Genomic DNA, 14,808 nt, shown 5'->3' with positions numbered 1-14,808 from the left:
CGGCGAACTCAGGCCGAGCAGCGGCAGGCGCCCAGCTCGGCGGCGACGTTGTCCAGGGCCTCGCGCGCGTCCAGCGCGTCGAGCTCGCCGACGCGATCGGCGATCATCGCGAAGACCATCACGTTGCCGTCGAGGTCGGTGGCCACCCCGGCCAGTCCGTGTACGCCGGTGAGCGTGCCGGTCTTGGCGCGCACCCGCCCCGGCCCGGCGTCCGCGCCGCTGGCGAAGCGCGAGCTCAGCGACCCGGTGAAGCCGGCGACGGGAAGCCCGCTGAGCACGGCGCGCAGCCGCGGGTGCTCGGGGGACGCGGCGATCCGCAGCACGTCGACGAGGGTCTCCACGTCGAGCCGGTTGGCGCGCGAGAGCCCGCTCCCGTCGTGGACCACGTCGCGGGCCAGCGGGACCCCCAGCCGGCGCAGGGTCTGCACGATGCCGGCGGCCGCCGCGTCGAAGGACCCCTCGCCGGAGACCGCGAGGCCGACGTGGTGGGCGAGCACCTCGGCGCCCTCGTTGTCGCTGACGTCGAGCACCCGCTCCACGATCTGCTCGACCGGGGCGCTCTCGACCTCGGCCAGCACGGCGGCTCCGGTGGGCGCGGTGGCGCGGCGCGGCGCGCCCTGCACGCGGATGCCGGCACCGGACAGCGCGGCCGCGAACGTCCGCGCCGCCTCCGCGGACGGGTCCGCCACCCGGCTCCAGCCGTCCTCGCCGCGGCCCTGGTCGACCCACAGCGCGGTGATCGGGGAGACCACGCCGTCGGTGACGTAGTCGGGGCGCCACTGCGGGCTGGTCGTGGGACCGGTGAACAGGGAGTCGTCGTAGGCCAGCCGCACCCGGCGTACGCCGTCCGCGCGCAGCGCCCGGGCGGTGGACCGCGCGAGCGTGGCGACGTCCGCGCGGGGCGGGTAGGGCGGCTCGTCGTCCGCGGCCGGGCCCCGCTCGAGGTAGGGATCGCCGCCGCCGACCAGCACGATCTGGCCGGCGCGGGCGCCCGCGACCACGCTGGTGGTGAAGGTGTGCTCGGGCCCGAGAGCCTCGAGCGCGGCGGTGGCGGTCAGCAGCTTCAGGGTCGAGGCGGGAACCACCTGGCCGCTGCCGGACTCGAAGACGGGGCTGCCACCGGAGAGGTTGGCGACCACGGCGACGACGTGGCGACCCAGGTCGGGGTCGGCGAGGCCGGCCCGCAGCGCGCGTCGTACGGCGGCCGGGTCGACCGCACCGGACTCGGCGCGGGTCACCGGCCGGGCCACCGGCGGCGGCGTGGTGGGCTCGGGCAGATCCAGTCCCGGGGGCGGCTCGACGGCGGCCGGATCGGTGCGCGGGTCGGCCCCCTCGAGGCCGAGCCAGCGGGAGCCGAGGTCGAAGCGGTACGCCGCGCCGGCGGCGACCAGCAGCGCGAGGACCACCACCACCGAGAGCCAGCCGAACAGCCCGCCGGCCCTGTGTGGTGCGTCACCTCGTCCCATCGAGCCCCCTTCCGAGTTCCAGTTCATAACATTCTGCGCGAGACTGACCCCGGCTCCGTGTCCGGGGCCGGACCGAGACCTGTTCCGGCCACCTCACGCAGGGGCCGACGATCGCTGGAGGAACAACGTGCTGGAGTTCGACGTACTCGTGGAGATCCCGAAGGGTGAGCGGAACAAGTACGAGGTCGACCACGAGTCGGGTCGCCTTCGCCTGGACCGCATGCTCTTCACCTCCACGCAGTATCCCGCCGACTACGGCTACATCGAGAACACCCTCGGCCAGGACGGCGACCCTCTCGACGCGCTGGTGATCCTCCAGGCCCCGACGTTCCCCGGCTGCCTGATCAAGTGCCGCGCGATCGGCATGTTCCGGATGACCGACGAGGCCGGCGGCGACGACAAGGTGCTCTGCGTCCCGGCGCACGACCCCCGCCAGGGCCACCTCAAGGACATCGGCGACGTGTCGAAGTACGACCGCCTCGAGATCCAGCACTTCTTCGAGGTCTACAAGGACCTCGAGCCCGGCAAGTCCGTCGAGGGCGCCAACTGGGTCGGCCTCGCCGACGCCGAGGCCGAGGTCCTCGCGTCGTTCGAGCGCGCCAAGACCAACGGGCACTGAGCGCTCTGGCTTCAGCCGCCTCGGCTTTCACACGTTAACTCGTGAAAACCCCACTTCCCACGTGAAAGAACGCGTGGGAAGTGGGGGTTTCGCGTGGTCAGTACGGCGCGCCGGGGGGCGCCAGGAACTCCTCCAGGGCGCGGGCGACGCCGAGCAGCACCTCGCCGGTGCGCACGACGTCGCCCGGGACCGCGAGGGAGTGGTCGGCGTCGGGGAACTCCAGCATGGTGCACCCCGCGGCACCGGCCAGGTCGTGGGCGACCGCGCTGTCCCACAGCTCGTCGCCGAGCCCGCCGACGAGCAGCTGGCGGCCACCCGCCCCGGCGAGCGCGCGGATGCCCTCGACCACTCCGGGGTTGGTCAGCAGCGGGGTCAGCCAGACGGCGTCGAAGACGGGCGCCGAGTCCGGGTGCAGGGCCAGCGTCGAGGCCCGCGAGCCCAGCGACTTGCCGCAGACCACGAGCCGGTCCACGCCTCCCACCTCGGCCCGCTCCTCCTCGAGCTCGGTGAGCACGTGCTCGCGCACCCAGCCGGACGGGTCGGCGAGCCGCTGGTGGGCGTCCCACCAGAGCTCGCGCACGACGTACCCGCGCTGGAGCAGGGCGATCCGGGTCAGGTCGAGCATCGGCCGCGCCGGGGAGTAGCGGCGCCCCGGGGCGACCACCGCGAGTCCGGCGGGTGACCCGGGCGGCAGGTGGCGACGGGGGTGCCACCCGAACGGCTCCATCATCGCCCTACCGGCCCCGGGCGACCCGACGTCTCAGGCACCCGCCTCGTCCTTCCCGCCCGCAGCGGCCCCCGCACCGACCAGGTCCGGGGAGCGCAGCATCGCCGCCGGCACGCCGAACGCGTCGACGAGGTCCTCGGCGATCGGGCGCAGCTTGCGGCACAGGTCGCCGATCTCGCGGGTGATCGCCTTGGAGCGCTGGCTGCCGAGCCGGCCGTGCTCCATGAACCAGGCCCGGTCCGCCTCGATCACGCTCAGCGCGTGCAGGTCGCACAGCATGGCCAGCGCGACCTTCTCGTCGCCCTCCTCCATGGCCTGCACCTTCGCGACGAACGCCTCCAGCACGAGGCGCTCCACGTGGGCGCGCGCCGCGCGGATCACGTGGTCCTGCACCCGGGAGAAGACCACGCCGGGGTTCATCCCCTGGTCGACGCCGCGCTTGAGCCGGCGGGCCACGCCGCCGATGACGTGCTCCTCGCGGAAGCGCAGCATCGCGAGCTGGTAGTCCGAGTCGAGCAGCCCGGCGTCCTGGTCCCACTCGTCGCCGCCGGGGAACGCGTCGCGGATGCGCTGGAGCACCTTGTGCACCGCGGTCCGCTCGAGCACGGTCTCGACGGCCAGCCCGGCCACGAACCGGACCATCCCGAACTGGTCCATGTCCTCGAACTCGCTGGCGTAGTCGGTGAGCAGGCCCTTGGCGACCAGCTGCAGCAGCACGTGGTTGTCGCCCTCGAACGTCGTGAAGACGTCGGTGTCGGCCTTGAGCGCGGCGAACCGGTTGACCGAGAGGTACCCGGCCCCGCCGCAGGCCTCGCGGCTCTCCTGGATCGTCCGGGTGGCGTGCCAGGTGCCGTAGGCCTTGGTGCCGGCCGCGCGCGCCTCCAGGGCCCGTACGGCGGACTCGTCCCCGCCACCCTCGCCGGAGAACGCGTCGTGCAGCTGGCCGCGCACCACCTCCTGGGCGAAGTGCAGGGCGTAGGTGTCGGCGAGCAGCGGCAGCAGCCGGCGCTGGTGCATGCCGTAGTCGAGGAGCAGCTCCTCGGTGCCGTCGCCGGTGGCCTCGAACTGGCGGCGCCGGTTGGCGTACTTCACCGCGATCGCCAGCGCGACCTTGCTGGCGTTGATCGCGCCGCCGCCGACCGAGACGCGGCCCTGGATGAGCGTGCCGAGCATGGTGAAGAAGCGCCGGTTGGGGTTCTCGATCGGGGACTCGTAGACCCCGGCCGGGGTGACGTCGGCGAAGCGGTTGAGCAGCGCGGTGCGCGGGACGCGGACCTCGTCGAACCACAGCCGGCCGTTGTCGACGCCGTTGAGGCCCATCTTGTGCCCGCAGTCCTCGATGCGGACGCGGGGCGCGGGCTCGCCGTCGACCCGGATCGGCACCACGAACGCATGCACCCCCTCGGACTTGCCGGCCACCTCGAGCTGGGCGAAGACCACCGCGAGCTCGGCGTGCTTGGCCGCGTTGCCGATGTAGTCCTTGCGCGCCGACTCCGAGGTCGTGGTGATCACGAACTCCTGGGTCGCCACGTCGTACGACGCGACGGTGCCGAGCGCCTGGACGTTCGAGCCGTGACCCGACTCCGTCATCGCGAAGCAGCCCATCAGCCGCCCGGTGATCAGGTCGCTCAGGTAGGCGTCGTGGTGCTCCTTGGAGCCCAGCTGGAGGATCGCGCCGCCGAAGAGGCCGAACTGGACGCCGACCTTCACCAGCACCGACAGGTCGCCGTAGGCAAGGGTCTCGAAGGCCGCGATCGAGGCGCCCAGGTCACCACCGCCGCCGTACTCCTCGGGGAAGCCCATCCCCGTCTGGCCGGTCTGGGCCATCTCCACGACGACGTCCTTGACCCGCTCGCGGAACGCGTCGCGGTCGAGCTCCTCGGCCTCGGTGAGGATCGAGGCGTAGTCGGCCAGGTTCGCCCGGACGAGGTTGCGCACCTCGGCGTAGCGGTCGTCGAGCAGCGCCGTCAACGCCGCCACGTCGACGACCGGCTGGGTGTAGCCGCGGCCGGTCTCGGGAGGCGTGCCGGAGGTGGTGTCAGTCGCAACGTGCGCTGCTGCGCCCGCGGGGGAGGCGTCGGTGTCGGATGGCATGAGCGCGACGTTACCCACGCCCGCGCCTTCACAACCGCGACTTTGCCTCAGATCACCTTCACGGGCGGGCGTGCTTCACGGGCGGGCGTGGAAGTTCGGCGGGATCCAGTAGTACAGCGACTCCTGCACCACCGGGCGCCCGGCGCGGGGGGCGTGGATGATCTGCCCGCCGCCGATGTAGAGCGCGACGTGGTAGATCGACGACGACCGGCTCGAGGAGCCCCAGAAGACCAGGTCCCCGGGGCGCAGGGACGACGCGCTGATCGGCGTGGACTGCTCGTACTGGGCCACCGAGTAGTGCGGCAGCGAGGTGCCGCCGGCCTGCCAGGCCTGCATCGTCAGGCCCGAGCAGTCCCAGGAGCTGGGCCCCGCGGCGCCCCAGCGGTAGGGCTCCCCCAGCTGGGCCTTGGCGAAGCGGATCGCGGCGGCGGCCCCCGCGGCGGGCGGGGCCGGGCTGGGCTCGGGCGCCGGGGCCGGCTCGGGCGTGGGCGCCGGAGCAGGAGCCGGAGCGGGCGCCGGAGCAGGAACCGGTGCGGGCTCGGGAGCGGACGGCGCGGACGGCGCGCTGTCCCCCGGGCTCGACGACCCGCCGGGAGCCGCGGGAGCGCCGGGAGCCGCGGGCACGGACGGACTCTGCGGGGCTCCCCCGGTGCCCGGCCCTGCCGGCGCCGCCGTACCGCCCGACGCCTGCGTCTCCTGATCGGCCTGCGCCGCCTGCGCCTGGGCCGCCGCGGCGGCCTGCTCCAGCGCGGCGCGCTCGAGGGCGGCCTGACGGCGCCCGGCCAGCGCGACGCTGATGTTCTCCAGTTGGGCCAGCTCGGTGATCAGCTGGTCCTTCTCCGTGGCGATGGTCTGGGCGTCGGCCGCCGCGGCGTCGGCGAGCTGCTGGGCCTCGTCGTGCGCCTCGCGGGCCTCGCCGGCGAGCGCGACGGCCTGCGTGCGGGCCTTCACGGCAGCGGCGGAGGCGAGCTCGGCCAGCGTCGCAGTGGCCTGGAAGCGGTCGTAGCCCTGACCCAGCGCGGACTCGGCGTGACGCATGCTGGTGGCCTGCTCCACGACGGTGTCGATCCCGTCGGAGTCGACGATCGCGCCGAGCGCCGTCAGCTCCGGCGCCATCCGGTACGTCGTGGCCAGCGCGCTGGCGTAGCTGGCCTGCTGCCGCGCCACCGACTCGTCGGCCCGGTCGGCGCGTCGCTGTGCCGCCGCCGCGGCCAGCCGGGCCTGGCGCGCCTTCCAGCGCGCGCCGTTCCAGGCCTCGGCCGCCTTGGCTGCGGCGATCCCGGACTCCTCCAGGCGGGCATTGGCCTGGGCGAGCTCGGCTCGCACCGTGGCCACGTCACGGGCCTTGGCCTGTGCCTGGCGCTGCGCGGTGGCTACCTCGTGCTCGCTGGGCGGGTCGTCGTCGGCCGCGGAGGCGACCCCGCTGCCCAGCGGGGCCAGGGCCAGCAGGGTGAGGGCCAGGACCGCGGCGGACGTACGTCGTACCCCTCGCCCGCCCGGTGCGCCGGCTCCGCGTGGCCCCCGGACCTGCTGGTCCGGCGCCGGACAGCGGAGCCTCTGACGTGCCTCGTGACGACCTGCTCGCACGTGTGACCCCAATCGTTCGCTTCGCCTCGGCTGCTGGCCATCCGGACCGAGACCGTGCCTCGGGCGACTTCCCCATCGCCCGAGACACACCGGTCACGCTAATGCGCAACAGTCACAGAAGGGAACAACTTTCTCAAATTTTCCGACGCCGCGCGGCGTGTCGGCTTGACGAACTACACGAATGTAATTCGCGGCTCGCGTCGTTCGCGGGGCGCGTCGCGGGGCCGTGGGGCGGCGTACGCGAGCCCGAGACGACCGCTCGGGGGTCGGCGGCCGGCGACCTCAGTGACGGAATCGGCCCCTGGGGCCGGTGAGGTAGTACCGGTCGTCAACTACTGATGTTGTCGGGCGAAGCTTCGGCCGACAACATCAGGTTTCCCCGGTCGGCCGGGGAAACCGACACCCCCAGAACACAAAGAGGCCCCGCTCGCGAAGACGAGCGGGGCCTCTGGATGGCCAGCGGGCAGCGGTCAGCGGGCGGTGGTCTCCACCGGGATCTCGACGGGCACCGCGGAGGTGTCCGTCGTGGGATGGGCGGCCAGCCCCTTGCGATCGAATTTCTGTCCTGTGGCGACGCCGCCGATGTAGAAGGAGATCAGCGCGATGCCGACGCCGGCGATGTCGTCGGCGACGTAGTGCCAGCCGAAGTAGAGGGTGGCGATCACGGTCAGGCCGAAGTTGATCCACAGCACCCAGTGCACGATGCGGTTGCGCATCGTGTACTGCGCCATCAGCGCGACCAGCAGGGTGATCGCCACGTGCAGGCTGGCGAAGCCGGCCACGGACTGCACGGCTCCCTGGAGGTCGCGGTGCAGCACGCCGGCACGTCCGTAGAACAGCGAGTCCATCAACGTCGTCGTGCCGGTGTAGGCGAGGTCCTGGTAGAGCCAGGGGTAGCGGAAGCCCGGGCCGAGGGTGGGCAGCGCGTAGTACGACGCGGTGCCCAGCGTCCAGGCCAGCACCTGCGCGGTGCAGAACCAGTAGCCGAAGGAGATGTTGCGCGACCAGACGACCCAGATCGTCACCATCACCGGCACCAGCGGCAGGAAGACCAGGTAGACCACCGAGAGCACGTGCGAGACCCAGTCGAAGCCGATCACGCTGTGCAGCACCACCGCGGGCTCGTGGCCGAAGAACAGCGCCTGGTCGATCAGGTGCAGCTCGCGGTCGAACTTGTAGTCCAGGCCCAGCACGTCGGGCAGGAACGACTTGAGGTTGCGGTAGCAGACGTAGGTCCCGTAGAAGCAGATGATCCCCAGCACCACCAGGGTGATCCGCTCGCGGTTCCAGTGCTCCTTCACCCGGGCGCGGACGATCGGCATCATCCGCTTGGGGTGCATCCGCGAGCCCCACAGCATCCGGGGCACGATGTCGACCAGGAAGGCCGCGCCGACCAGCAGCGGACCGCGCGCCCAGGCGGGACCCAGGAAGCCTTCGGGGTCGACGATCCTCCGATCGAGACTCGCTGCGGTGACCAGGGCGAGGATCGCCATCATCACCGAGACACCGATCAAGAGAACGTACGCCCGTCGATACACGGGCGCCATTCTAGGGATGGGCACCAGCGGGGCGATCTCGGGTCAGCGTCGGGCGTGGATCACGGCCAGCCGCGCCGGATCCACCCGCAGCCGCACCGGCCCACCCGGCACCGGGGCCGGCCCGCCGGTCACGCCGGTCGCGGCGACCGCGTCGAGGAGCCCGATCCCCGGGGCGTCGACGACCAGCCGGGCCTGCTCGGGGGTGGCGCTGAGCGAGACCACGGTGGCGCACAGCGGGCCCTGCTCGTCGACCACGAACGCCGAGCGGCGTACGGCGACCCGGGCACCGTCGGCGCCGTCGGCGAGGCCCGGCTCCCCGCCGGCCAGCCGCAGCAGCCGGGCGGCGGCCGGGCCGTCGAGGACCTGGGCGTAGCCGAGGAACAGCGCGGTCTCGGCATCGGCCGGGCCGGCCCACACCTGCGCGACCGGTCCCTCCTGGACCAGCCGGCCGGCGCGCATCACCGCGATCCGGTCGGCGATGGCCCAGGCCTCGTCCTGGTCGTGGGTGACCATCAGCGCGGTGGTCCCCTCGGCGTGCAGGATCGCGCGCAGGTCGCCTGCCAGCCGACGGCGCAGCTCGGCGTCGAGGGCCGACAGCGGCTCGTCGAGCAGCAGCAGCCGGGGCCGCACCGCGAGCGCGCGGGCCAGCGCGACCCGCTGGCGCTCGCCGCCGGAGAGCGTGCCCGGCAGCCGCTCGCCGTACCCGGCCAGCCCGACCAGCTCGAGCAGCTCGGCGACCCGGGCGCGGACCGCGGCGCGCGGCACCCGGCGCAGCCGCAGCGGATAGCCCACGTTGCCGGCCACGCTGAGGTGCCCGAAGAGCTGGCCGTCCTGGAACATCAGCGCGAAGCCCCGCTTGTGCGGTGGGGTGCCGGCCAGGTCCCCGCCGTCGAAGGCGACTGCCCCGCCGGCCACCGGCTCCAGGCCGGCGATCGCGCGCAGCAGTGTGGACTTGCCGCAGCCCGAGGGGCCGAGCACGGCGAGGACCTCGCCGTCGGGCAGGGTGAGGGAGAGCTCGCGCACGGCCTCCACGCCGTCGTAGCGCACGCTCACCCGATCCAGGCTCAACATCTCAGAATGCTCCCACCGAGGGCACCCGCAGGCGCTCCACCACCAGCATCACCGTCGTGGTCACCACGGCCAGCACCACCGCGGCCGCGAGCGCCATCTCGTGGTTGGCCTCCCCGGGGCGCCCGATCAGCCGGAAGATCACCACCGGCACCGTGGGATGGTCCTCGCGGGCCAGGAACGACGTCGCGCCGAACTCCCCCAGCGATACGGCGAAGGCGAACCCGGCCGCGGCGAGCAGCGGCTTCCACACCACCGGCAGGTCGACGGTCAGCATCGCCCGCCACGGCGAGGCGCCCAGGGTGGCCGCCGCCTGCCGTTGGCGGTCGTCGATCCCGGCCAGCACCGGCGCCAGGATCCGCACCACCAGGGGCAGCGCGACCAGCGCCTGGGCGATGGGCACCAGCAGCGGGCTGTCGCGCAGGTCGAGCGGCGGCCGGTCCAGGGTGACCAGGAAGCCGAAGCCGAGCGTCACCGCGGAGACCCCCAGCGGCAGCATGAAGAAGCCGTCCAGCACGCCGCGCAGGCGACGCTCGGCGCTGGAGTGCGAGCGGCGGGTCACGATCACCGCCACGGCCAGGCCCAGCAGCAGCGACATCCAGGTGGCGTCGACGGCCGTGCGCAGCGAGTTGGCGAGCGCCTCGGTGACCGGGACCACCAGCGAGCGGGCACCCGGGCTGCCGGGCTGCGCGTCGAGCGCGCGGTAGTTGCCCAGCCCCCAGCCGTCGCCGACCCGCAGCGACCCGGCCACCATCGTCGCCAACGGCACGGCGACCAACACCACCGGCAGCGCGGTCAGCGCCAGCAGCGGCAGGTCGGCGCGGCGCAGCGGCCGCGGTCGCGCCACGACCCGCTGCACGGTGGGGTCCGGCGTCGCGCGCAGACGCTGGGTGAGCATCAGCAGCGCGGCCACCACGGCGAGCTGCACCAGGGACAGCGCCGCGGCCCCCTGGAGGTCGAGCAGGTTGGTGGTGAGCAGGTAGATCTCGCTCTCCACGGTGGCGTGGCGCAGCCCGCCGAGGGTCAGCACGATGCCGAAGGAGGTGGCGCAGAAGAGGAAGACGACGCTCGCCGCCGAGACGATCGCCGGGCGCAAGCTGGGCAGGGTGACGGTGCGCAGCACCTGCAGCGGCGAGGCGCCGAGCAGCGCCGCCGCCTGGGCCGGGCGCGGGTCGAGCGACTCCCAGGCCGCCCCGACGGTGCGCACCACCACGCTGACGTTGAAGAAGACCAGCGCCGCGACGATCGCGGCGGGCGTCTGGTCCGCCCCCAGGAAGCCCAGCGGACCGCCGTCGCTGAGCAGCTGGCGGAAGGCGATCCCGACCACCACCGTGGGCAGCACGAACGGCACCAGCAGCGTGGCGCGCAGCAGCCGCCGGCCGGGGAACTCGCGCCGGTGCAGCAGGTACGCCGCGGGCAGGCCGAGCAGCACCGAGAGCACGGTGCCGGCCGCCGACGACCACAGCGTGAACGCCAGCACCCGGTGCACCCGGGGCCGGGCGAGCACCTGCGCGACGCCGCCGGGGTCGAAGGTGCCGTCGGGCCACAGCCCACGCGCGACCATGCCGCACACGGGCAGCACGAAGAAGACCGACAGCACCAGCACCGGGCCGGCGGCCAGCGCGGCCAGCCCGACCACCCGTCTCATCGCCCCTCCCCCCACGCCGCGACCGCCCCGGACCTTCTCACCAGCCGCCGGCTCAGCGGGTCGTGACCTCGGTCCAGGTCTGGAGCCAGTCGTCGCGCTCGGCGGCGATCTGGTCGGGGTCCAGGGTGTGCGGGTCCTCGGGCTGCCGGGCGTGCCGGGCCCACGCCGCGGGCAGCTCGACGTCGCTGCGCACCGGGAAGACGTACATGCTGTCCGGCAGTGCGGCCTGGACGTCCTCGGAGAGCAGGAAGTCGACCAGCGCGGCGCCCCCCTCGGGGTTGTCGGCGCCCTCGAGCACGCCGGCGTACTCCACCTGGCGGAAGCAGGTGTCGAGCAGCGCCGTGGTCGTCGACGTCGCGCCGTCCTCGCTGACGGTGAACGCCGGCGAGGAGTCGTAGGAGACCACGAGGGGGCGGGTGCCCTGCTCGCCGCCTTGGGTGAAGTCGACGTAGTAGGCGTCCGACCAGCCCGAGGTCAGCTTGGCGCCGTTGGCCATCAGCCTGCCCCAGTAGTCCGGCCACTGCGCGCCGTACTGCGCCACCGTGCTGAGCAGGAACGCCAGCCCCGGCGAGCTGGTGGCGGCCCCCGGCAGGACGAGCAGGTCGCGGTACGCCGGCTCGGTGAGGTCGTCGAGGGTGGCCGGCGGGTCGAGTCGGCGCTTGACGAACCACGTGGTGTCGACGTTGACGCAGACGTGTCCGACGTCGACGGGTGCCAGCCGCGCGCCGTCGCCGGGCAGCGCGTAGGTCTGCGCCCCCGGCGGCAGCTCCACGTCGAGCGGCGCGAAGACCCCGTCCTCGATCGCGCGGGAGGCGAAGGTGTTGTCGACCCCGAAGGCGACGTCGCCGGTCGGCGACTCCTTGGTGAGCACCAGCTTGTTGGTCAGGGTGCCGGCGTCGCCGCTGGGTCGGGTGGTGAGCCGGTAGCCGCTCTCCTCCTCGAAGCGCGCGAGCACCTCGTCGGGCAGGGCGAAGGAGTCGTGGGTGACCAGCACGACCTCCTGCGAGCTCCCCGCCGCATCGCCTCCCTCGTCGCCGCCGCCGAGCACCGAGCACCCGGCGAGCAGGGCACTAGCGAGGACGACGGCCCCCCACCGCAGCGGCCCCCTGGTGACGGATCTGGTCGGTCGTCGGCACGCACGCTCGCTGATCATCGGACTCCCTTCGCCGGTGCTAACCGGAGCAGGTTCGGAGGGTCTGCGGCTGTTCCGCACTCTCAGCACGCACGAGCGTGCTCCCCTGTCATCGAAGGCCCACCCTACGCCCCCACCGCCGGGTGCCGGCTACCTCGTGAGCGCCACCTCGCGCTGTCCGCCGGCGAGCTTCTCGGGGCTGCGCACCAGGTAGAGCCCGCTCACCAGGCCGTCCTCGACGAGCATCGAGGCGACCAGCGTGACCCGGCCGTGCTCGATCACGCGCAGCGCCGGAGCGCCGTTGTAGTCACACACGTCGACCTGGACACCGTCGCCGCCCAGCCCGCGGGCGATGACCGCGGCCAGGAACCGGAGCACCTTGTCGCGCCCGGTGATCGGCCGCAGCGCGGCGCTGACCAGACCGCCCCCGTCGGTGAGCAGCACGACGTCGGGCGCGAGCACGTCCATCAGCCCCTGGAGGTCGCCGGTGGCGGTCGCCGCCAGGAACCGCTCCACCACGGCGTCGCGCCGGGTCGGGTCCACCCGCTCGCGGGGGCGGCGGGCCTGCACGTGGGCGCGCGCCCGGTGCGCCACCTGTCGCACGGCCGCCGGCGTCCGGTCCACGGCCGCGGCGATCTCGTCGTACTCCAGGGCGAAGACCTCGCGCAGCACGAACACCGCCCGCTCGACCGGGCCCAGCGTCTCCAGCACGAGCAGCATCGCCGTCGAGACGCCGTCGGCGAGCTCGACGTCCTCAGCCACGTCCGGCGCGGTCAGCAGCGGCTCGGGCAGCCACGGCCCGACGTAGCTCTCGCGGAGTCGCCGCAGCGTGCGCAGCCGGTTGAGCGCGAGCCGGGTGGCGATCCGCACCAGGTAGGCGCGCGGCTCGCGGACCTCGGCCGGGTCGACCTCGACCCACCGCAGCCAGGTCTCCTGGATCACGTCCTCGGCGTCGGCCGCCGAGCCGAGCATCTCGTAGGCCACCGTGAACAGCAGGTTGCGATGCGCGACGAACTCGTCGGTGGCGGTCACACCCGCCATCATCACTCGCGCGCGGAGGCGAGGTCGACGAGCGGGAGCTCGCAGACGTCGGAGAACCCCTGGCTGGCCAGTCCCATCGCGCTGTTGAAGCGCGAGCGCTCGTTCTCGACCGCGACCATCAGCGTCAGCTCGACGACGGCCTGGGTGCCGAGCCGCCCGGACAGCGCGGTGACCATCTCGTCGGTGACGGTGGGCGGGGTCAGCGTCATCGCCTCGGCGTAGGCCATCACGTCGCGCTCGAGGTCGGTGAACACCTCGGACTCGCGCCAGCGGGGCACCTCCCGGACCTTCGCCTCGTCGAGCCCCTCGTCGTGGGCCAGGAAGTAGCCGAAGTCCAGGCACCACGAGCACCCGATCGTCGCCGCCGAGGAGAGCAGCGCGAAGGACTTCAGGTGCGGGTCGAGCCGGTCGAGCCGGGCGACCCTGCCCTCCAGCGCCAGCACCGCGCGCAGCGCCGGGCGGTGGTGCCAGAGCACCAGGAGGTTGTCGGGCACCTTGCCCCAGGTACGGCGTGCGTAGGCGCTCACCGCGCGGGCGACGGGGCCGGTCATCGTGGCCGGTGGGATGCGGAAGCTGCTGGTCATCGGATCCTCCTGGGTCTCGCCCCGGCCGCCGGTGGGCCGGTCCTGCACGTGAGACACCGGCCGGCGCCGATCTGTGACACCCCCGGGCCGGGGCGTCCTAGCGGACCCGGATCCGCACCGTGGCGGAGACGCTGGCGCGCCGTTCGGCCGTCGCGGTGAAGGCCACCCGGTAGGCGGTGGTGCGGCCGGGGCGCACGGCGATCACCAGGCGCCCCCGCGGGTCGGTGCGCACCCGGCGCACGACGCTCCACCGCTTGCTGCCCGTCGCGCGCTGCAGCAGCTGGACGGTGCTGCCCGCCACGCCGCGCCCGGCCGCCGTCAGCCGTCCGCGCAGGCGGACGGTGGCGCGGCGGCGGACCTGGGCCCGGTCGGGGCGCAGCGTGAGGCTGGTCGAGATCTGCTCGGGGACCGGCGGCGGGGTCGGCTGCGGGGTCGGCGGCTGGGCCGGCCCGGCGCCGGCGAGGGTCGCGAGGGCAGCGGGCGTGCCCTGGAACACGTCGAGGTCCACCGGCCCCTCGATGCCCGCGACGCTGCCCTGGTTGGTGCGCTGCCAGAAGCTCCAGCGGGGCCAGCCGGCCGGCACCCGAGGCGCCGCGGCGCTCGTGTAGTGCGCGATCCACAGCGGATAACGGGCGAAGCCGGTGCCGGCGGGCATGTTCTCCGCCCAGAACGCCGGCGAGGTGTACAGCACCGGCACCCGGCCGGTGCGCCGCTCCACCGCACCCAGCCACTCGCGCGTCCAGGCCGCGAGCTGCGCGGGCGTCAGGCCTCCGGTCACCTCCAGGTCGAGCACCGGCGGCAGGTCGCCCACCTGGGCGAGCAGCCCGGCGGTCGCCACGAAGTGCTCCGCCTGCGCGGTGGCGGTGCCGGGGCCGGGGCGCGCGAAGTGGTAGGCCCCACGGTAGAGACCCGCGCTCGCCGCGGCGCTGAGGTCGGCGGCGAAGTAGGGGTTGACGAACGTCGCCCCCTCGGTGGCCTTGACGAACGCGAAGGAGTGTCCGGCGGCGGCCACCGCCGCCCAGTCGATCGGCGCGCCGCCGGGGTGCTGGTGACCGGCGACGTCGACACCGGAGACCGGGTCCGCGGCGGCAGTGAGGGCGGCGGAGGCTCCGGTTGCCGCCGGCGGGGCTGCCAGGCTCGTGCCGGCCAGGACGCCGGCGGCCAGGGCCCAGGCCGTCACCAGCGTGAGGACGAGGCGGGCGGTGGGGCGGTGCCGGCGCGCCGCGCCGATGGCTGGGTCTGTCATCTCGTTCCCCCGTGGTCGGGCGGCGCCCACCTGGACAGCCGCTGCCTGCGCGTGACCC

The 14,808-nt window shown here is 73.9% G+C and carries 12 protein-coding genes and 1 riboswitch; of the genes, 1 reads left to right on the top strand and 11 read right to left on the bottom strand.

Annotated features, from left to right (window positions below; all coding sequences use genetic code 11):
- Nucleotides 1-8: 8 nt before the first annotated feature.
- Complete coding sequence (gene dacB / locus AC6EH9_RS12885) at nt 9-1,466, bottom strand: D-alanyl-D-alanine carboxypeptidase/D-alanyl-D-alanine endopeptidase (RefSeq protein WP_498423659.1); 1,458 nt, start codon at nt 1,464-1,466, stop codon at nt 9-11.
- 130 nt (nt 1,467-1,596) lie between these two features.
- Here dacB and AC6EH9_RS12880 point away from each other — a divergent pair, with 130 nt between their 5' ends.
- Nucleotides 1,597-2,085: an inorganic diphosphatase gene (locus AC6EH9_RS12880; RefSeq protein ID WP_498423789.1), complete on the top strand. Its 489-nt coding sequence runs from the start codon at nt 1,597-1,599 to the stop codon at nt 2,083-2,085.
- A gap of 97 nt (nt 2,086-2,182) precedes the next feature.
- On the opposite strand, the gene AC6EH9_RS12875 is transcribed toward AC6EH9_RS12880, so the two are convergent.
- The 10 genes from AC6EH9_RS12875 to AC6EH9_RS12830 all read right to left on the bottom strand — a co-directional run bounded on the left by AC6EH9_RS12875 (nt 2,183) and on the right by AC6EH9_RS12830 (nt 14,750).
- On the bottom strand, nt 2,183-2,815 hold the full coding sequence (locus tag AC6EH9_RS12875) for a hypothetical protein (RefSeq protein WP_498423657.1): 633 nt from the start codon (nt 2,813-2,815) through the stop codon (nt 2,183-2,185).
- Between the two features lie 30 nt (nt 2,816-2,845).
- Nucleotides 2,846-4,906, bottom strand: coding sequence for an acyl-CoA dehydrogenase family protein (locus tag AC6EH9_RS12870; protein WP_498423656.1), 2,061 nt, complete (start codon nt 4,904-4,906; stop codon nt 2,846-2,848).
- 75 nt (nt 4,907-4,981) lie between these two features.
- A complete protein-coding gene (locus tag AC6EH9_RS12865) occupies nt 4,982-6,493 on the bottom strand; it encodes a C40 family peptidase (RefSeq protein WP_498423654.1) in 1,512 nt (503 codons plus the stop codon).
- A gap of 470 nt (nt 6,494-6,963) precedes the next feature.
- A complete protein-coding gene (locus AC6EH9_RS12860) occupies nt 6,964-8,040 on the bottom strand; it encodes a phosphatase PAP2 family protein (protein WP_498423653.1) in 1,077 nt (358 codons plus the stop codon).
- 33 nt (nt 8,041-8,073) lie between these two features.
- Nucleotides 8,074-9,102 (bottom strand): ABC transporter ATP-binding protein, encoded by a 1,029-nt coding sequence (locus AC6EH9_RS12855; RefSeq protein ID WP_498423652.1) that lies wholly within the window; start codon nt 9,100-9,102, stop codon nt 8,074-8,076.
- Between the two features lies 1 nt (nt 9,103).
- Nucleotides 9,104-10,747, bottom strand: a complete 1,644-nt coding sequence (locus AC6EH9_RS12850; RefSeq protein WP_498423651.1) for an ABC transporter permease — start codon at nt 10,745-10,747, stop codon at nt 9,104-9,106.
- Between the two features lie 52 nt (nt 10,748-10,799).
- Nucleotides 10,800-11,900 (bottom strand): thiamine ABC transporter substrate-binding protein, encoded by a 1,101-nt coding sequence (locus AC6EH9_RS12845; RefSeq protein WP_498423649.1) that lies wholly within the window; start codon nt 11,898-11,900, stop codon nt 10,800-10,802.
- A riboswitch (TPP riboswitch) is annotated at nt 11,889-11,997 on the bottom strand. (Overlaps the previous gene by 12 nt.)
- A gap of 32 nt (nt 11,998-12,029) precedes the next feature.
- Nucleotides 12,030-12,920, bottom strand: a complete 891-nt coding sequence (locus tag AC6EH9_RS12840; protein ID WP_498423648.1) for an RNA polymerase sigma-70 factor — start codon at nt 12,918-12,920, stop codon at nt 12,030-12,032.
- 2 nt (nt 12,921-12,922) lie between these two features.
- Complete coding sequence (locus AC6EH9_RS12835) at nt 12,923-13,504, bottom strand: carboxymuconolactone decarboxylase family protein (RefSeq protein WP_498423646.1); 582 nt, start codon at nt 13,502-13,504, stop codon at nt 12,923-12,925.
- Between the two features lie 97 nt (nt 13,505-13,601).
- Nucleotides 13,602-14,750, bottom strand: a complete 1,149-nt coding sequence (locus AC6EH9_RS12830) for a glycoside hydrolase family 25 protein (RefSeq protein WP_498423644.1) — start codon at nt 14,748-14,750, stop codon at nt 13,602-13,604.
- Nucleotides 14,751-14,808 lie beyond the last annotated feature (58 nt).

The organism is Nocardioides sp. Z21_20, from assembly GCF_059766585.1.
Note: the sequence above shows the minus strand (reverse complement) of the source record. Positions and strands in the feature narration are given on the sequence as shown.